19 protein-coding genes and 1 pseudogene are annotated in these 18,603 nt (G+C 55.3%); 10 read left to right on the top strand and 10 right to left on the bottom strand.

The genetic code is table 11. From position 1 onward, the window contains the following. Nucleotides 1-52 precede the first annotated feature (52 nt). The 4 genes from lpxB to VI25_RS19455 form a co-directional block, all read right to left on the bottom strand. Complete coding sequence (gene lpxB / locus VI25_RS19470) at nucleotides 53-1,165, bottom strand: lipid-A-disaccharide synthase (RefSeq protein ID WP_045687200.1); 1,113 nt, start codon at nucleotides 1,163-1,165, stop codon at nucleotides 53-55. A 91-nt stretch (nucleotides 1,166-1,256) separates the two neighbouring features. After that, nucleotides 1,257-1,679 carry a 6-pyruvoyl trahydropterin synthase family protein gene (locus VI25_RS19465; RefSeq protein ID WP_045687201.1) on the bottom strand — a complete coding sequence of 141 codons (423 nt, stop codon included), beginning with the start codon at nucleotides 1,677-1,679 and terminating at the stop codon, nucleotides 1,257-1,259. An 84-nt stretch (nucleotides 1,680-1,763) separates the two neighbouring features. Next, on the bottom strand, nucleotides 1,764-2,771 hold the full coding sequence (locus VI25_RS19460) for a FecCD family ABC transporter permease (protein WP_045687202.1): 1,008 nt from the start codon (nucleotides 2,769-2,771) through the stop codon (nucleotides 1,764-1,766). A gap of 22 nt (nucleotides 2,772-2,793) precedes the next feature. After that, complete coding sequence (locus tag VI25_RS19455) at nucleotides 2,794-3,726, bottom strand: ABC transporter substrate-binding protein (protein WP_045687203.1); 933 nt, start codon at nucleotides 3,724-3,726, stop codon at nucleotides 2,794-2,796. 174 nt (nucleotides 3,727-3,900) lie between these two features. Here VI25_RS19455 and rfaD point away from each other — a divergent pair. Beyond that, nucleotides 3,901-4,865, top strand: a pseudogene (gene rfaD, locus VI25_RS19450) (ADP-glyceromanno-heptose 6-epimerase). A 105-nt stretch (nucleotides 4,866-4,970) separates the two neighbouring features. Here rfaD and VI25_RS19445 read toward each other — a convergent pair. Beyond that, nucleotides 4,971-6,035 (bottom strand): metallophosphoesterase, encoded by a 1,065-nt coding sequence (locus VI25_RS19445; RefSeq protein WP_052694943.1) that lies wholly within the window; start codon nucleotides 6,033-6,035, stop codon nucleotides 4,971-4,973. Between the two features lie 246 nt (nucleotides 6,036-6,281). Between VI25_RS19445 and VI25_RS19440 the strand changes: the two genes are divergently transcribed. Beyond that, nucleotides 6,282-7,913, top strand: a complete 1,632-nt coding sequence (locus VI25_RS19440; RefSeq protein ID WP_045687205.1) for a CotH kinase family protein — start codon at nucleotides 6,282-6,284, stop codon at nucleotides 7,911-7,913. An 80-nt stretch (nucleotides 7,914-7,993) separates the two neighbouring features. Here VI25_RS19440 and VI25_RS19435 read toward each other — a convergent pair whose 3' ends face one another. The 3 genes from VI25_RS19435 to VI25_RS19425 all read right to left on the bottom strand — a co-directional run bounded on the left by VI25_RS19435 (nucleotide 7,994) and on the right by VI25_RS19425 (nucleotide 9,934). After that, nucleotides 7,994-8,272, bottom strand: a complete 279-nt coding sequence (locus VI25_RS19435) for a hypothetical protein (protein ID WP_045687206.1) — start codon at nucleotides 8,270-8,272, stop codon at nucleotides 7,994-7,996. Between the two features lie 134 nt (nucleotides 8,273-8,406). Continuing rightward, nucleotides 8,407-9,411, bottom strand: coding sequence for a zinc-binding dehydrogenase (locus tag VI25_RS19430; RefSeq protein ID WP_045687207.1), 1,005 nt, complete (start codon nucleotides 9,409-9,411; stop codon nucleotides 8,407-8,409). Between the two features lie 115 nt (nucleotides 9,412-9,526). Then, nucleotides 9,527-9,934, bottom strand: a complete 408-nt coding sequence (locus VI25_RS19425) for a thiol-disulfide oxidoreductase DCC family protein (protein WP_045687208.1) — start codon at nucleotides 9,932-9,934, stop codon at nucleotides 9,527-9,529. Nucleotides 9,935-10,340: 406 nt separating this feature from the next. Here VI25_RS19425 and VI25_RS19420 point away from each other — a divergent pair, with 406 nt between their 5' ends. From VI25_RS19420 to VI25_RS19395, 6 genes are all read left to right on the top strand, one after another. Next, nucleotides 10,341-10,604: a hypothetical protein gene (locus VI25_RS19420; RefSeq protein WP_055562758.1), complete on the top strand. Its 264-nt coding sequence runs from the start codon at nucleotides 10,341-10,343 to the stop codon at nucleotides 10,602-10,604. A gap of 51 nt (nucleotides 10,605-10,655) precedes the next feature. After that, complete coding sequence (locus VI25_RS24865) at nucleotides 10,656-11,240, top strand: hypothetical protein (protein WP_152981711.1); 585 nt, start codon at nucleotides 10,656-10,658, stop codon at nucleotides 11,238-11,240. Nucleotides 11,241-11,351: 111 nt separating this feature from the next. Continuing rightward, a complete protein-coding gene (locus VI25_RS27220; protein ID WP_052694945.1) occupies nucleotides 11,352-11,942 on the top strand; it encodes an HTTM domain-containing protein in 591 nt (196 codons plus the stop codon). After that, nucleotides 11,939-12,868, top strand: a complete 930-nt coding sequence (locus VI25_RS27215) for a hypothetical protein (protein ID WP_236705142.1) — start codon at nucleotides 11,939-11,941, stop codon at nucleotides 12,866-12,868. Before VI25_RS27220 ends, VI25_RS27215 begins: the two co-directional genes overlap by 4 nt. 60 nt (nucleotides 12,869-12,928) lie before the next feature. Further along, nucleotides 12,929-13,864, top strand: coding sequence for an MBL fold metallo-hydrolase (locus tag VI25_RS19400; protein ID WP_082455705.1), 936 nt, complete (start codon nucleotides 12,929-12,931; stop codon nucleotides 13,862-13,864). 158 nt (nucleotides 13,865-14,022) lie between these two features. Continuing rightward, nucleotides 14,023-14,895, top strand: a complete 873-nt coding sequence (locus VI25_RS19395) for an RES family NAD+ phosphorylase (protein ID WP_161806986.1) — start codon at nucleotides 14,023-14,025, stop codon at nucleotides 14,893-14,895. A gap of 91 nt (nucleotides 14,896-14,986) precedes the next feature. On the opposite strand, the gene VI25_RS19390 is transcribed toward VI25_RS19395, so the two are convergent. Beyond that, entirely contained in the window at nucleotides 14,987-15,745 is a 759-nt protein-coding gene (locus VI25_RS19390) for a diphthine--ammonia ligase (RefSeq protein WP_045687213.1), read from the bottom strand. 103 nt (nucleotides 15,746-15,848) lie between these two features. Between VI25_RS19390 and VI25_RS19385 the strand changes: the two genes are divergently transcribed. Continuing rightward, on the top strand, nucleotides 15,849-16,169 hold the full coding sequence (locus VI25_RS19385; RefSeq protein WP_045687214.1) for a hypothetical protein: 321 nt from the start codon (nucleotides 15,849-15,851) through the stop codon (nucleotides 16,167-16,169). Between the two features lie 73 nt (nucleotides 16,170-16,242). Here VI25_RS19385 and VI25_RS19380 read toward each other — a convergent pair whose 3' ends face one another. After that, entirely contained in the window at nucleotides 16,243-16,752 is a 510-nt protein-coding gene (locus VI25_RS19380; protein WP_045690294.1) for a DUF4126 family protein, read from the bottom strand. Nucleotides 16,753-17,636: 884 nt separating this feature from the next. Here VI25_RS19380 and VI25_RS19375 point away from each other — a divergent pair. Then, nucleotides 17,637-18,515 carry an aldo/keto reductase gene (locus tag VI25_RS19375; protein ID WP_045690293.1) on the top strand — a complete coding sequence of 293 codons (879 nt, stop codon included), beginning with the start codon at nucleotides 17,637-17,639 and terminating at the stop codon, nucleotides 18,513-18,515. Nucleotides 18,516-18,603: the final 88 nt, after the last annotated feature.

Below are 18,603 nucleotides of genomic sequence, written 5' to 3'. Positions count from 1 at the left end.
TGCCGCCTTTTTTGGTATTTGTAATGGCTGAAACAGAAACGGCGTGGACTGCCTAGATTTTGCCTAAATACCCTACCATTAGCTTCGCAGCTTTTGCTGCTGCACGTTGCTGGCCTAGCTTCTCACGAATTTCAGCGTAGCCGGCTTTCTGCTCGGCAATGAATCCTTCATCAGCCGTAATTTTCTTGAGTTCCGCAACCAGGTTGCGGGAGTTGAACTCACTTTGGATAAGTTCTTTGACTACCTCCTTACCCGCAATGAGATTTACCAGCGAAATATACGGCACCTTGATAACGGCTTTGCTGATGGTGTACGACACCGCACTCGTGCGGTAGCATACCACCTGAGGAACATCAAATAAAGCTGTTTCGAGGGTGGCGGTACCGCTGGTTACTAAAGCGGCCGTAGCATGAGCCAGCAGATCATAGGTTTGATCAAAGAGAATCCGGACGTTGTTACGCTCGAAATTGGCGTAGTAGTTCCGGTCGAGGTTGTCGACGCCTGCCACGATGAACTGATAATCGAGGAAGGGTGGCAGGATGGCTACCATCTCATAGAGCATCTCTTCAATTTCCTGCTTACGCGAGCCTGGCAGCACCGCAATAATGGGGCGCATAGGGTCTAGCCCGTTCCGTTCGTGAAAATCGTCGGTCTTGCGGTGCTCACCTACCGCATCGGCGGTAGGGTTCCCGATGTAGTCAACTTTGTAATCGAAGCGTTGGTAGAACTCTTCCTCGAAGGGCAGTATGACAAACATCTTGTCTACTAGTGCCTTCACCTTATGTACCCGTCCTTGGTTCCAGGCCCATATTTTAGGTGAGATGTAGTAGAATACCTTTACCCCATTAGCCTTAGCAAACTTGGCTACCCGCATGTTGAACCCGGCATAATCTACCAGAATCACTACGTCGGGTTTGTAAGTCAACAGGTCTTGCTGACATTCTTTCAGGTAGCCCCGGAATTTTAGGATGCTAGTAGCAGCCTCCCAAAACCCCATGATGGCCATCTCCTGGTAGTGGTGAACCAGTTCGCCACCTGCGGCTTGCATCATATCGCCGCCCCAGCAACGAAACTCGGCTTGGGGGTCCTGCTGACGCAACTCGCGCATAAGGTTAGCAGCGTGAAAGTCGCCGGAACGTTCGCCAGCTATCAGGTAGTATTTCATTGCAAGTAAAAACTGAGGACAAAAAAGTAGAAACGGAGGGGGCAGCTGGTGCTCTACAGCGTAGCACTTACCCCCTTCTGCTTCTCATTTTTTAATTGTCCTCGCCGAAGTATTCCACAAAGTTGCGAGGTGTTTCGTAGAGTTTGATGCTGTGCAACCGGGCTGGCGAGATACGTTCAATCTCAGGTTGGAGAATGTTCCAGAACGCAATTACTAGGTTTTCGGTGCTGGCCAGTTGGCCTTGCATGAAAGGCACGTCAATGTTCAGGTTCTTATGATCTACCTGATCTACTACGTGGGTACGAATAACCGTACTAAGCTGCTTAAGGTCAATAACAAACCCGGTTTCGGGATCGGGCTTGCCTTTGACGGTGACAATGAGGTCGTAATTGTGGCCATGCCAGTTGGCGTTGGCACAGGGGCCGAAGACTTCGCGGTTGCGCTCCTCACTCCAAGCAGGGTTGTAGAGCTTGTGGGCCGCATTGAAGTGCTCCTGTCGGCTGATGTATACCATAGTAGGGTGTTGATGTCTTACACGTTGGGGCCTTGGCTGGGGTGACGAATGAACTACCTGCCACGTACCACAAGCCGTGGCGTCCTACGCGCTAGACCCTTGTTTTCGCAGCAAATATACGAAGAACGGTACGCCGAACAGGGCAGTGACCAGTCCTACTGGTAGTCCGGCTGGTGGGTAGAGCAGGCGGGCCAGCAGGTCGCAGAGCAGCAGAAAGTTGCCGCCTAGCAGCGCACAGAACAGGAGGTTGGCTCGGCCCGTGACACCAAGAATCCAGCGGGTGAGGTGAGGAACCATGAGTCCTACGAAGCCCACTGGTCCACACAGCGCAACGGCACATCCCGTCAGCAAAGACGCCGTGATAAGTAGAATCCAGCGGGTGCGGGCTACGTGCACCCCCAAGGCCTGGGCCCTCTCCTCCCCTAGCAGTAAGATATTGAGGTCCTGCTGTACTACCACAAATACGCCCAGCGCTACCAGGAGCGCCCCAGCAGGATAGGGTAGCACGTCCCAACTGGCTTTCTCAAAACCGCCCATAGACCAGAACGTGATGGTGCGCAGCTTTTCCTGACTGCTAGCCAGAAACGTGAGCAGGCCTCCCAAGGCAGTAGTAAGCGAGCCAACTGCTACTCCCACCAACAGCATTTGGGTAGGTATAAGCTGCCCCCGCCGGGAGCCTAGCACAACGACCACCAGCGTAGTACACAGTGCCCCCAGCAGAGCGGCCACCGGAGGCAGGTAAATACCGCCAACAACCAGATTGGGGAGCAACGCAAACGTGAGAATAGCCCCCAGTGCTCCACCCGAAGCAGTGCCCAATAAATAGGGGTCGGCCATGGGGTTGTTCACCATGGCCTGCATGAGGTATCCGCTAAAGGCTAAGCCGCCGCCTGCTAGCAAGGCTAGCAGTAGGCGAGGCAGGCGCAACTCTATCAGCACTAACTGGGCTGGGTTTTGCGGATCATAGTGCAGCAGGGCTTGCCTGATGAGCGCGTAACTTGTTTCGTAGCTACCCACCCGCAGGCCCACAGCCAACAACACTACCGTTAGGAGCAAACTAGCCAAAATCCAGGGCAGAGCGGGCCGATTCATACAGGTGTAGCAGTAAAAGTGGCTAGCGTGGTGCTACCACTGATGCCGCGGAAGCTTGCACCAACCGGCGTAACTCCCGCACCGACTCCACTACCCGCGGCCCCGGGCGTTCCATCAGGTTGCCGGTGATTCCGAATACGTGCCGCGACTGATACGCCCCGATGCGCCGAAGCTCAGGATACTTCCGAAAAAAGGAGCTGTCTAGCTTTTCAAAGCTTCCGCCAATAAGCATGTCGGGATTCAGCTTCAGGATATACTCGCGGGTGAGGGCTGGGTAGGGCTGGGCAAACTTTTCCGTCACGGCGTTTTGCCCGCCTGCCAGCCTGATTTTGTCAGTAAATAGCGTGTTTTGGCCATACACGTAGATGGGGTCCTGCCAGGTGATGGCTAGTACGCGTGGCGCCACCGCGACCGAAGCTGGTGCTGTCACAGCGCGCAGCTCAGCACGCAGGGAGTCTGTGAGGCGGCGGGCTTGTGGCTCACGGTGTAAGATCTGGCCAATGGTCAGCAAACCTGTGAACACATCTTCTACCTTCTCGAAGCGTTGATAATAGACGGGTATGCCAAATTTCTCTAGCCGCGCCGCATCGTCGGGTGAGGTTATACCCTCCACGGTAAAGATGATATCCGGGTGCAGGGCTACCAGGCGCTCCATGTCGAGGGGGTAGCTGCTAATCACAGGCTTGCGTAAGGCCGCAGCAGGATAGTCGCATACTTGGGTGCGCGCCACGATGGTAGCGGTATCGGCCACGGCGAAGAGCATTTCGGTGGCCGAGGGAGCTAGCCCCATAATACGGCGCGGGTTGGCAGGTACCGTTAGGGAGCGGCCCAAGTCATCGGTGAGGTGCTGCGGCGCGGCCGCGGCGGGCGTCTTGGAAGCTGGTTTGTCGGGATTACAGGCAAATAGTACCAGCAAGAGCGGTAGCAGGCGGGCGAAACGGCGGCGTGGAGGCATGCAAGCAAAGGTAAGGGCGGCGAGGTATTAGCCGATTTGTAGCCGCAGTGAGCTGCAGCTCGTATAGCCGCGCAAGGTCAACCAGACTCCAATCTGATTGTTGTACTCTCTTTTGCAAGCTACCACTGCCAAGCTTACGCGGTGTCTGCCTACTTTTGCCCAAATTTCTGCCCTATGATAGTCGTTACCGGAGCCGCCGGCTTTATTGCCAGCTGTCTTGTCACCCGCCTCAATGCCGCCAACTTCAACGATATCGTGGTGGTGGACAACTTCAATGAGGAGCGCAAGCTTGCCAACCTGAAAGGAAAGCACCTGCGTGAGTATGTAGACCGTGAAGAATTTTTTGAGTGGCTGGATGCCAACCACGAGCAAGTGGAGTTCATTTTCCACCTAGGAGCTCGCACGGACACGACCGAACAGAACCGCGACGTGCTCAACGTCCTCAACCTAGACTACTCCAAGAAAATGTGGCAGGCCTGCGTACGCTACCAGTTGCCGCTGGTGTACGCATCATCTGCCGCTACCTATGGGTCGGGCACTCTGGCTACTCTGATGAGGATGCCCTCCTACCTCTACTTCGCCCCCTAAACCCCTACGGCGACTCGAAGAATGATTTTGACAACTGGGCCGTAAGCCAGCCCGAAAAGCCTTTTTTCTGGGCCGGGTTGAAGTTCTTCAATGTATATGGTCCCAACGAATACCATAAGGGACGCATGGCTTCCGTCATTCTGCACGCCTACCGTCAAATCTTAGACACCGGCTCGATGACCTTGTTCCGTTCGCACAACCCAGAGTATGCCGACGGAGAGCAGCAGCGCGACTTTGTATATGTGAAAGACGTGGTAGACGTGTGCTACTTCCTGATGCACAACCGACAGCACTCCGGCATTTATAACTTAGGCACTGGCGAGGCACGCACTTTCCTCGATCTTACCCTGAACACCTTCGCAGCCCTCGACCGCACGGCTGACATCCGATTCCGGGATACGCCCGAAGATATTCGCGACACCTACCAATACTTTACCCAAGCCGATATGAGCAAGCTGCGCAGCATTGGCTACACCCAGCCCTTTACCCGCCTGGAGGACGGCATTTCGGACTACGTGCGCAATTACTTAGTGCCGGGCCAGTACTTGTAAGCCTACTTTTTGAAACCCGATCAGGCCGCCTCTTCCTCACGTTGGAGGGGGCGGCCTGCATTATTTAGGGCCCACTGTTTAGTGTTTGTGCTACCTCTACCAAACTTACTGCACCTGCACAGCTAGGGCATAGCGTCGCCCTTCCGCCAGGAGTTGTACGTAGTACACACCTTGCGGAAGCGCCTGCCGGTTCCAGCGTAGCACGTGAGAACCGGCCGCTAGTGCACCCTCGTACAAGCGCGCAACCTCCTGCCCCGATGCGCTAACGACCCGCACTACTACTGGTCCCGCTGTTGGCAACTGCACCGTAACCTTGGCACTAGTCGTAAATGGGTTGGGAAGTACGCTAAGAATTTCTGTGCTAACGGGTTGCCGCAGGGTAAACTGCTCGATAAGCTGCCCACTACGCGTTATAAAGGCAAAGTGTAGACTATCGGGGCTGGCTTGCACACGCATAGCTCCATAATTACCCGTGTATCGGAACCGACTGCCTGGCACCGGCGCCAACGTGGAGTAGCGACTGTGACCGCCCAGCCCGTTCACTATGTAGGTGAGGCTATCTACCTGTAGGCGCTCATACTGGTGGTCGTGGCCAGCTAGCACCACGGAGGCTCCCCAGGCCCGGTAAGGCCACTGCAACGCAACTGTGCTACCGTGCGGGCCTGAAGAGTAGGGCGCATGATGCATGTACACAACCTTCCACGGCTCGGTGGCCGCTGCTAGTCTCGCTCGCAACCAGCGCGCCTGCACCGATTCGCTGGTATTGCCGTCGGGTTCGGTTTCGTCGCTATTCAATACAAAGAAGTGCACGTTGCCACGCACAAAATCATAATACCGCTCGTTACCAGGCAGCGTGAAGTAGTCGAAGTAGGGTTGCCCAAGCGACGTATATAAATCATGATTGCCTAAGCTGGGGAAAAACCGAGGAGTACTAGAGCCCGCCCCATAGCTACCCTTGTAGTTATTGATGTATCTGTGGTAGAACTGCCCAATGTTGGCATCAATAGTAGCGGCACTTCCTCTCTCATAATTGTTGTCGCCCATGGTAATGATAAACTCCGGCTGCCAGCTATTTATCAATTTGGCTACATCTCCTTCTGTAGAGCGGCCCGAGCCGAAGTCGCCAACAACAGCGAAGCGCTGCGCCTGTAAGGATGCAAGGCTCGACAAACTCAACAGTAGAATAAATACAATTTGGCGCGCTACTCTTGCCCCCCGAAGAACCTGCATAGTGTGGTTTGTTATATTTAAATTAAAGATATTAAATAAATAATAAAAAGGTAACACACTTGCTATAGTACAACTATTTTACCATTCCTTCGCGCTTCCATTATAGAAGACCCTCTTTTATCAGAGGTTGCTTGTTAGCGCAAGCGGATCTATTCGTCCCGGTTACATCTTCCCTTATTATACTCTATGAAGCTACTGTTACCGCTTCTACTTTTTGCAGGCACTACCCTACCCACACTCGGCCAGGTGGCCCCACCATTTGCGGATTCTAATCTTCCCTTAGTCGTTATTGATACGCAAGGCAGCACGATTGTAGACGATCCGAAAGTCGCCGCACAGATGCGCATTATCGACCGTGGTCCGGGCCAGCGCAATGCGCTTACGGATGTCCCCAACCAATACAAAGGGCGTATTGGTATTGAGCTACGCGGTTCATCGTCGCAGTCAATGCCCAAGAAAAGCTACGGCCTGGAGACGCTTGACCGTGATGGAGAAGAGTTAGATACCACCTTGCTCGGAATGCCCGCTGAACACGACTGGGTGCTCACAGCCAACTACGCCGACAAAACGCTCCTACGCAACTCCCTCACTTATGAGCTGGCGTCTCAGTTAGGACAATACGCCAGCCGTAGCCGCTACTGCGAGCTATTTTTGAATGGTGAGTATAAGGGCGTATATGTTCTTGGAGAGAAGATCAAGCGGGGTAGCAGCCGCGTAAACATTAGCAAGCTAAAAAGCACCGATGTACGTGGTGATGCCGTAACGGGCGGTTACCTGTTGAAATTAGATAAACTAACTGGCACCCCAGCCGGCGGTTTCTACTCTCGGCAAGCAGACCCTGATTTTCCTACCAACGCGGCTCCTTACATTCAGGTAGAATACCCCAAGTTGAAGGACTTAGTGCCAGCCCAGCTCAACTACATTGCGGCTTACGTAGACAGCTTTGAAGTCGCCTTGGCCGGTCCCAACTTTACCGACCCGACCGTGGGCTACCGTCGCTATCTGGACGTACCTTCTTTCATAGACTATTTCCTGCTTACAGAGCTCAGCCGTAACGTCGATTCTTTCTACTCCAGCACTTTCTTCTATAAGGACCGCAGTAGCAAAGGTGGCAAGCTGGTAATGGGACCCGTATGGGATTTTGATCTGGCCTGGCACAACGCCAACTACAATGACAGCCATTTAACCGAGGGCTGGCAGTACACACAAACGGGACCTTTCTGGCGTCGGCGCTTGCTGCAAGACCCTGCTTTCACGGAGGCACTTTACAGCCGCTGGACGGTTTTGCGCAGTGCGCAGCTAAGCGAGGAGCACTTGTACCACATGATTGATTCCTCGGCTACACAACTCAACGAAAGCCAGGAACGCAATTTTCAGGCCTGGCCGATCATGGGGCAGTATGTATGGCCCAACCCAGAACCCATTGCTACTTCCTACGCTGGTGAAATCAGCAACATCAAGCAGTGGGTACACGACCGCCTTCTGTGGATGGACAATAACCTACCGGGCCGCCCGAATGGCAGCATTACTAGCACCCAGGCGCAACGTACCACCGAACTGGAACTAGTGGCTTTCCCATCACCTTTCAGCGACAACTTAACCATCCGCTATGAGCAACGTGTGGCAGGGGCAGTATCACTGGAACTGTTATCAACTCTTGGGCGTGTAGTGAGCCGTCAGCAGTTGACCAACCAAGCCGCTGGAAGCCAAACTAGCACTATTTCTAACGTAGCTGATTTGCCGGCGGGGCTATATTTCTTACGCCTGACCTCACCAGCGGGTAGCCAGACCTTACGGGTACAAAAGCTGGCCATATAGTGGCGAGAGGAATATGCTGGTACACAAAAGCGCCCCACTAGCTTGGCTAGTGGGGCGCCTTTGTGTAGGATAGTGTGCCGTTAAGCCGCCAACTCATCGGGCGAGTAAAGAGGCAAAACTCGTGTTTCTGTTTCGGCTGATGGCAGGGCTACTGGGCCCGGATACTGCTTAGTTTCGGCAGCATGACGACGCAGGGCGCGCATTAGCAGGTATTTGTACTTCTCCGCATCAGCCAGAGCTGCTTCCACAGCCTGGATTGCATCGTTGTACGCTACAACGGGCACCGATTCGGCCGCCTCGCCGGTGGGGTACGTGAGCTCAAAAACGGGGCAATTCAAGTATTCAGCAGGCGTTTTCATATCCAGATGGCAAGAGAAAGTCAGCTTATAATTTCAGTCAGCTATAGAACCGATTTGGGGCCAGTATCATTCCCAGAACGAGGACTTTTTCTTGCATTTTTCCGCAAAAGACAGCCTGTACAACTAGCTGCGAATCAAGACTTTATTTGCAGAATAATTTTCCCAAACTGTAGGCTTTCATCCATATGACGCAACGCCTTTTCGCCTTCAGCTAACGAAAAGATTTGGTCTACTGCTGGCTCAATGCGGTGTTGCTCGAATAGGTTTATCATAGCGGCAAAATCTTGTTCGGTGCCCATGGTAGAGCCTAGCACGGACAGCTGTTTCCAGAATATTTTGCGCGCCGCTACGTTTGGAATATCACCTTGGGTAGCGCCATAGAACACAATCCGCCCACCAGGAGCAGCGGCATCTACTAAGTTATTGAAGCCGGAGCCGGCGGCGCTGTCGATAACCACATCGAAGCCGCCTCCCGCTTCTTTAGTTAGCGTAGCGGGCCAGTTTTCGGTTTTATAGTTGGCTCCTCCTTTGGCTCCTAACGCCACAGCTTTGGCAATCTTCTCATCTGAACCAGAAGTGACCCACACCTCAGCACCAATGGCTACGGCCATCTGCAAGGCAAGTAGAGCTACGCCCCCACCTACCCCACTCACGAGTACCCGCTCGCCAGGACGCACCTGGGCCCGCGTGAACGTGGCGCGGTAGGCCGTAACACCGCCCAAGGGGAGAGCGGCTGCTTGTTCAAAGCTCAGGTACGCGGGTTTGGGCCGGACATACCGGGCTGGTACGCATACAAACTCGGCAAAGGTGCCATCTTGCGGCAAGCCCAGAATCTGGAAGTCGCGGCCCTGGGCCGCGGGGTTGTCGCCCCAATTTTGACCGGGGTTGATGAGTACGGGCTGGTGAAGCAGGACCTGCTCTACGCCTTCGCCAAGGGCGGCAACGATGCCCGCCCCATCGGCGCCCAGAACAATCGGAAACTTTAGGCCCGCGTACTGCCCCTTCTGAATCCAAACGTCGCGGTGGTTAAGGGCTGCAGCGTGGAGCTGCACAAGTACCTCACCGGGGCCGGGTTGGGGAGTAGGAACGTCGCGGAGTTGGAGAGGCTGGTTGATACCATCCAGAACAAGAGCTTGCATAAGGAGAGAATTGACCGGTGGTTACTTGGTAGTACTACCGGGTAGGAACACAACGCTGCCACCTTTCGGCCCGAGAGGCCCGTGGCTATTTATTGCTGCTGAGTGGCTAGGAAACTTATAGAAACCGAGCGGCCAGCTCGGGGGTAGGCAGCCAGCACGACTCCTGCCGCCCAAACCAACGGTAGCGGTTACGGGCTACTAGGCGGTACGCCGCGTCGCGAATGGGCCTTGGCAACAACAGCAGTACCGTAGCTGCCGCCGCCCAATAGCCACCTAACCCACGCAGCACGCCTAGCGCCGCCGCCGAGTGGGTGTAGGCCTTACCATCTTGCACCAATACTACCGTACCGGGCTCAGCCACGGGCTGAATGCCGTGAGCTTGCAGCAGAGCTTTCCCCTTCTCAGACTGGAGAGCTGCAAAGCGGAAACGCCCGGCTGCATCGTGCTCAATCACAAACTGCACAAACCCGTTGCACAGGTTACAAACGCCATCAAATAGAATAGTAGCAGAGGAGGATGCCATGGCCGCAGATATGTAAAAGAGGTGGGAAGAACGCTGTTCCTAGAGTAGTACGTGTACTAGGGTACGCCAGACTATAAGGTAGCAGCCCACTGAAAGTAACAACAAAATTTGGCTCTCTGTTTGGGCAAACACGGCGCTTACGGCCTGTTTAGCTTGTATGCCACTTGCGAGTAGCTCTGCCCATCCTAACCTACTTTTAAAGAGGCCCGTAAAGCCCTCTTACGTATTTATACTTTTATCTCCAATCTTAAAATACGTATAAATTCTTCCCGCTAATTGTCATTTGCTGTTCGCATCTGACCGTATAGGAGGATAGAGTTTTCTGGAGCCCGGCAGTAATTTGATGAAAATGGAGCAGTTGGATACCCATGCCGGGGGGTCATTCTTTTCACCTCATTTCCTACGTATGTCTGTACAACCCAGAATACTGCTGGCCGCATGCTTTGTGAGCCTCCTGTCCCTAGGCGCTTGCGGAAGCAGCCAGAGCGAAAATGCTGACGCCTCCTCGGGTACCTCAACAGCCGGTAGTGCCAATAACACCAACGAAGGGCAAAGCATGGCCGGCGACGGCGCTATGGGCGGCAACGGCCCTACTACCGGAGCTAACAACGGCACCAATGCTGCTGGCTCCTCTACGACCGGCACCGACTCGGCAGGCGTCACGCCCTAAAAATACTTTCCTATTCCGATACGACACCATCCACCATCTTCTTTCCATCCAATGAAAAAGTCACCTTTCTCCGCTTGGGCTTTTGGCCTCACCACGTTTGTTTGCGCAGCTGGTATTGCCGTAGGTAGCCTTCAGGTTACGAATGCCGCTCCTAGCGCCCAGCGCAACGACCAAGGCACGCAAGGCACTACTACTTCAGGTACTACAACTGGTAGCACCTCCGGCACCACCGCCGGTGGAACAACCGCGGGCGGTACCACTTCGGGCACTACCGCCGGCTCTATGTCTACGAGCGGTTCTACTACCATGGGCACTACGTCTGGCACTACTAGCGGTAGCGTAACCAGTGGTTCTTCTACCTCGGGCAGCATGACGAGCGGCACTACCACCAGCGGCACTACTAGCGGCAGCATGACTTCCGGCCGTACTACCTCAGGCCGCACTACTGCCTCTGGCCGTACTACTTCCGGTCGTACTACCAGTGGCAGCATGACCTCTGGTCGTACCACATCGGGCCGCACTACTGCTTCGGGCCGTACCACGTCGGGCCGCACTACTTCCGGTTCTTCTACTTCTGGCACTAGCACCTCTGGCTCTACCACTTCCGGTACTACCAGCGGCAGCACCACGCGCTAATTCAGGTCTACGTTCGCGTTAGCCTCAAAAGGCGAAAAGGCCGGCTACTACTAGTGGTTGCGTCTTTTCGCCTTTTTTTCTATTTCCTACTCTGGTCTTCCCTGGTACGGCATGCTTCGGATTCTCTCCCTCCTTCGTCGTCCGTTTGTTCTTGATTTACGCGCCCTAGCCCTATTGCGTGCGGCCGTAGCTGCTGTGCTGCTCTTGGATATAGGCATCCGGGCTACTGACCTGGAAGCACACTACTCCAACTTAGGCGTACTACCGCTAGGGGCTCTGTATGAGCATGGCTGGAACCAATACAGCTTTTCCCTGCACAATAGCAGCGGGCTGTGGCAGGTGCAAGCTATTCTTTTTCTGATAGCAGCGGGCTTAGCCGTAGCCTTGCTTGTGGGGTATCATACCCGATTGGTAACGGCGCTGTCGTGGATTCTGCTGGTATCCGTACAAAACCGTAACCCTCTTATTTCGCAAGGCGGCGACGATTTACTGCGGATGCTGCTGTTTTGGGGGTTTTTCCTGCCATGGGGTAGGGTATACTCTGTTGATAGTAAGAAGCAGCCCAAACCGGAGCAGCTCACGTACTTCAGCGCGGCTACCATTGCCTACATTGTGCAGTTGGCGCTGGTGTACTGGTGCACGGCCTTGCTGAAAAGCAGTCCCGAATGGAGCCAGGAGGCACCGCTTTGTACTACGCTTTGAGCCTCGACCAAGTGCTCATGCCCGGCGGCCGGCTGCTGTACCCCCACCCCGATTTGATGCGTTGGCTTACGTTTGCCACGTACTACATGGAAATGCTGCTGCCTTTCGTGCTCTTCATTCCATTCCGGGTGACGTTCTGGCGGCTGCTGTTTGTGATTGTGATGCTAGGCTTTCACTTGGGCATTAGCCTCACACTATTTGTGGGTCTGTTCTTCATCATCAATATTGCCTCTATTATGGGGCTGCTACCGCCTACTACTATGGCGTGGCTAGAGCGCCATATAGTGCCCCGCGCTCAGCGGTTAGGCTCTCAGGTAGAAGGCCGACTTCAGCCCTGGCGGCCTCGGCTGACCGCCTGGCAACAAGCTGTAGGCTTGCGAGTGGAAGCTTCCTGGAAGCCGCCTACCGGCATTCAAGGCTTGTTGCGCAGCATGCGTGATGGGCTGGTAGTAGGCTTACTAGCTTATGTGTGCTGGTGGAATCTCGATACCATTGCCGAGCCACGCTGGACCATGCGGGAGCCCTTGCGGTGGCTGGGTCACCTCGTGCGCATCGACCAACACTGGGGCATGTTCGCGCCCTCAGTCTTCAAAGACGATGGCTGGTACATTCTGGATGGCACTACTACCTCTGGCCAACACCTCGACCTGAACCGGGATGGGGCCGTGGTTACGTACGAGAAGCCCGCTTCAGTCGTATCCCTGTTCAAAAATGACCGGTGGCGTAAGTATTCGGAGAACTACCTCTTCGTTGATAATGCGTACATGCGGCCTTACTACTGCAATTATTTGCTTCGCATCTGGCACGAAACACCGGGGCACGCCCCTCTTCGTCAGCTCGATGTCATCTACATGAAAGAAGTGTCGCGGCCTAACTACCAACCCGTGCAACCCGTGCGCGAGGTACTTTGTAGCTGTGCACCATAAGCCTCTCCGGGTTTTCCTTTCCGCTTTTGCTGTTCTCTCATTCTGTGTCTTTCTGAAGCTATGTCAACAACTGCCAACCGCGCTACTACCCCATCCTTGGCCTACGTGGCCCCGGGCCTTTGGGGCTTGCGCAATGTATTCGTGAACGTGTACTACGTGCGCAACCCCAACGAACCTGCCGACCCCTGGGTACTGGTTGACGCCGGCTTACCAGGTTCGGGCACCAAGCTCGCGCACACCGCCGACGCCCTTTTTGGCCCCGACAACCCACCGGCGGCTATCCTGCTTACCCACGGCCACTTCGACCACGTGGGCGGCCTTCCTCACTTGCTGGAGACCTGGCCCAATGTGCCCGTGTATGCCCACACGTTGGAACTGCCCTACCTCACTGGCCGCTCTAGCTACCCGCCCCCAGACCCAACAGTAGGCGGCGGAGCTATGGCCGCTATGTCGTTTCTATATCCGAAGAAGCCACTAGACTTGGGCGACCGGGTGCAGGCCCTGCCCGAGGATGGTTCGGTACCATTTCTACCCGGTTGGCGCTGGGTGTTCACACCTGGCCATACACCCGGTCACGTTTCTTTCTTCCGCGAAGAAGACAAGCTGCTGCTGGCCGGTGATGCCTTCGTAACTACAAAGCAAGAGTCGGGAACGGCCGTGTGGCTGCAAACTCAGGAAGTACACGGCCCGCCCGCTTACTTCACGCCCAATTGGCAGCAGGCCCGCACCTCGGTAGCCTTACTCGCGGAACTCAACCCACAGATTGCCGCTACCGGACATGGCATTCCAATGCGAGGCCAAGAGTTACAGCACCAACTCTCCGATTTGGTTGAAAACTTCGACCATAAGGCGGTGCCCTCACATGGCCGTTACGTAGGCCAGCCCGCCGAGGCCGATGCTACGGGCGTGCTATCAGTGCCTCCGCCAGCAAGCTACCCGCCTCCGTTTGGATTGCCGGAGCCAGCTTGGCATTACTTGGAGGCCTCCTCTGGCTAAAGAAGCAAGACAAGCACTAGGCTCGAAGGAGTAGCAGGGCGCTGTTTTCGGCTGTTTCTGTTGTCGTTCATATCCACCCATTTCTAACAGCGTGCCTTGCGCCCCGCTGGCCAATGGCCGGTATGGTGCAAGGCACGTTGCAGAAAACTGTGTCTTTTATGCCCACCCAATCTGATGAGAATCCTTCTTTTCGACGGCAGCTCTCCTCCCTTAGTCGGCTTGATTTGCGGAAGCACTCTATTGACGAGCTAGTGGAGCGTATACAAGAGCTATTGGAAGGGCAAACGCTGCGGTGCTTAGAATTTGCTCCTGGTTTGTTGTTGTACCGGGGCATTACTGGTCAGCGGCCCTCCTACCTGTCTGAAGTATCCTACCCACCCGCGCACCGCGTTCAGCACGACCAGCGGGCCAACCGTGCTGGCGAGCCCGTCTTCTATTGTAGCGCCACTTGGCACCCACCTTTCTTCGAAGCCCACGTGCAGCCCGACGACCACATCGTTATTGCACGCTGGCAAACCCAAAAACCCCTGCGCATTGTCAGCTTTGGCTACGCCAACGTGTGTACCGATGACCCCCACACCGACCGTGAACACGCCCTACGGCGTGCCCTGCGCCAGCTACCCGACGACACCCGGGCTCTGGCCGGATTTCTCACCCGTGCTTTCACCCGCACTGTCGATGATGACTCGGCCCACCACTACCGCATGTCTATTGCCATTGCGGAGGCCTGCCAGCTAGGTACTGCCTTTGATGGGCTACTCTACCCATCGGCGGCTATGCCCAGCCCGGCGCACAACTTAGCCTTGCACCGCTCCTGCCTTGATGAGGAAAAACTGGCCTTGCACTACGTGGAATACCTGCGCGTGAACGGCATCGGAACCGAAACCATCGACGTGTGCTCCCTCGACTTTGCCCGCCATACCGAACCCGACGGGCGCTTGCAGTGGCTAAGGCAGCCCGGCAACTGGGTGCTGCGTGAAGGTGCCACCGCCACCGACTGCCACTTTGAACAGGGTCGTTGGCACAAATAAACCAGAACCAACTGTGCTGCAAAATCCCTTCCTCCGGTCCTAGTGTAGGCACTTGAGGAAGGGCTTTTTGTTGGGCAGTGGCACCAATGCTTTACTGATTTCCCTGCGGTAGCAAGTCGCAGTACCAGAAGCCGGTATCGAAGGGAGAAGGGGCGCTAGGTGCGGCTTCGTCGGAGTCAGGGCTGGTACTGGTGGCGGGCTGATAGGTACGCCGTACAATGTCGCCGCACTGGAAGGAAATGGGGCTGCTAAAGTATGGCGTATCAAATACGAAGCTGTGGTATTCGCCGTTTTCTCCGCAGGCGTCCACGCCCGCTGGGAGGTCGCGCAGGAAATCCTCGTCCAGCAAACGCCCGCAAAAACTAGCATCCAAGTACTTCTCGTTGACGCACACAACTACCGCCCGAAAACCGAGGTCTAGATACTCGCGCAAGATATCGGCCGTTGGGCGCTGCCACAACGGAAACACGGCCTGCATACCCACTTTGGCAAGCTGCTCCTCGCGGTACCGGCGCAAATCTTCCAAGTAAATGTCGCCGAAGACTGCGTGCGATACGCCGCGAGCCTGCCAGGGAGCCAGCGCCGCCCGCATCAGGTCGTCGTACTCGGTCATACTGGGTGTTTCGGGAAGTTCCAGCGTGGTAAGCGGCAAACCAATGCGTTGGGCTTGCGCTTCTAGTAGCTCCCGGCGCACGCCATGCATAGACACCCGCTCATACTGGCTATTAACGCTCGTAAATAGGGTTTCAATGCGCAGTTGGGTCGTGCGTAGCGTGTGGTAAAGGGCCAGGGCAGAGTCTTTGCCTCCACTCCAATTAAAGATTGCCGGGGCGGGTTGAGCTGCATTCATGCACAATACTACAACGGCAATGGGCAGTACGTGTAACTGAAAGCGCCTGCCTACCGTCTACCTACTATTCTACTTGTTCTCCCGACTTTCTATTCTTTCCTGTATGAAACGCGCCTTTTCTTTTTTTGTGGCCGCTGGCCTCCTCGCTACCCTGCCCGCCTGCGACTATAACAATACCCCTGGCAAAGACCCCCAAGCAAGCCAAGACTTCACGGAGGCTCCCAAAGCCCGCTCCACCGAAACGAATCTTGACAGCATTAGTGGGGGCGATGAAGCCTATACGCCCATTGGCAAAGGCTCTGCCGCCGACCAGAAAACATCGAATCAGGCTGGTTTGGATGGTTCGCCCGGCAGTCCAAATTCGCCCAACAACACCCTACCAGAGCAGAACCAGGAAGCCCGGGGCACCTCACGCGAGCAATAGCCTAAAGCCCTCCGCAAAACTAGAAAAGCCCATTGGTGTAGCACCAATGGGCTTTTCTAGTTTTGCGGTAGTACTACAGCGTCCAGCGGCGCGACTCTGCCTCCCCAGCGTTGCTGCCCTTGGCCAAGGCCAAGCCAGTGCCTAAGGTCAGCAGATCCTCGAAACCGCCTACCAAGCCACTCGGCAAGCCAGACGTTTCAGTGGCCCGCTTGCGCAGGAAATAGCTGATGTAGGAGCCCGCAATGGCCGACAGACCGCCCAGCAAAGCGCCGTTGAGCTGTTTTCCCCGGTTGATCTTGTACAGGGTAGCACCTACCAGCGCACCAGCCGCCGCACGGCCCAGCAAAGCAGTAGGCGTAATGCGGTCGGGCATCTGGGGTAGTTTATCAGCCGTCATTTCGCCGGCGGCCAGCAGTTTGAGGCCATGGGCGACTAGGGGTTTCTGCAAGTAGCGCAGCGGCGAGCCTGCCAATGTGTTCGGACGGTATTGTAGCAGGTTGCTACTCAACAAGGCAGGCGCCGTCATGCTCCGAAAACCGGCCAAGGTGCCCAACCCCACGGTTTGCCACAGGTGTTTGCTCATATGTCAGGAAGTAAGTTGGATGAACTAGTAGAAAGGCGTTGTTGGCTTAAACGGGTAGCAGCCCGGCAGGGTCGGATATTTCTACTGAGTAGAAGCAAGGCCCTAGAGCAGTTGCGGAATTTAGGCAGCCAAAGCTCTTGTACGGGCTTAGTTACACCAACAGAAGGCACCTACCATAGCACATTCATATCCAACACAATACCACTCACCCATAGACCACCAAGCTATTTTTTTCATCTTCTTGAGCATGGGTTTTACATACCCACAATCCTAGGTTACTGCCCAGCGGGTGTGGGGTCGAGGCGGAAGCAGTTGTGATGGCAGTGCAGGATCAGAGCAAACAAGAAAAGGCTGTACACCATCTGGGTGCCTACCGTATTCTACTGCTCTAGCAAAGCACTGCCAAACACGAGGCTGAGGATAACTGCATAGCTGCTGTGAGGGCAGGCCGCGTACATAACCCCAGCACCAACAGCAACCCGATACTGCCCTCTACAAAGGACAGCGCTGCTGCAAAAGCGTCCTCTACCGGTACGGGTAGTGGGGAGCGGCGAACTGCTTCACTAGTCCTGACCGAAACCCGGCCAGCTTGGGCAAACGTACTACCCATGTACCAAGAAACTAACGCCGTGTCATAAACACCCCAGCACGAAGGCTAAGGCTAATTCAGAATTTGAAAGCTTCATAAGGCAAGTACATCCTACTGAGTTCTGCCTCATGGGCGCCCCGTAATTACAGTTCCGCCTGTAGCAGCTGAAATACCGCGCATGTCGGGGTGCGCAAATGGCTAAGCCGATTTCTCATTTCGTCTGTTACTTCTAGCGTCACTCGACTTTCGTATTCGCGTACGGATTCTCCATTCTATCAACCCTACTTTCTTTCCTATGTCAGATACAACCAAGCCAACCTTCTCGCCAACTTATACTCTAGGGGGCGACTTAACGATTAACCGCATGGGCTACGGCGCCATGCGCATCACAGGTGAGGGCATTTGGGGCCCACCTCAGGACCACGACGAAAGCATCCGGGTGCTTAAGCGCAGCGTAGAATTGGGGATCAACTTCATTGACACCGCCGACAGCTACGGCCCCAACGTGTCGGAAGAGTTGATTGCGGAGGCGCTCCATCCCTACCGCGCCGGCTTGGTGATTGGGACCAAGGGCGGCTTGCTCCGCACTGGCCCCAACCAATGGCCCATTGACGCCAGCCCCAACCACTTGCGCGAAGCGTTGGAGGGTAGCCTCACCCGCCTCAAGCTCGATCAGATTGACTTGTACCAACTGCACCGGGTAGACCCTGAGGTGCCATTTGAGAAAACCCTGGAATTCTTGCAGGAAGTGCAGGAGCAGGGGCTTGTAAAGCACATCGGCCTTTCGGAAGTCACCGTCGAGCAGATTCAGAAAGCCCAGCAGTACGTGAAGGTGGCATCGGTACAGAACATGTACAGTGTAGACAACCGCAAGTGGGAAGCCGAGCTAAACTACACCGCGCAAAACGGCATGGCCTTTATTCCGTGGTATCCACTCAGTGGCGGCAACCAAGAGGCGTTGAGTAAGCTCGACCAGATTGGCCAAAAGTACGGCGCCACCAAACAGCAAATAGCCCTGAGCTGGCTGCTGCACCGCTCACCCAACATCCTGCTGATTCCGGGCACTTCCAAAGTGCAGCATCTAGAAGAAAACGTGCAGGCAGCGTCCATTGCCCTGTCGGCGGAAGACCTCGCCGAGTTGGAATCCTTGAGCCCAGCCCCAGCGGTCCATTAGGCCCCGCGCCTAACAGCACCAGAGTGGCACGCAGGAGAAAGGGGGAGTACCAGGAAATACTTCCTGGTACTCCCCTTTCTCCTGCGTG

This window comes from Hymenobacter sp. AT01-02 (assembly GCF_000961955.2).
Taxonomy (GTDB): Bacteria; Bacteroidota; Bacteroidia; order Cytophagales; family Hymenobacteraceae; genus Hymenobacter; species Hymenobacter mucosus.
This window is presented reverse-complemented; position numbering and strand designations above follow the sequence as displayed.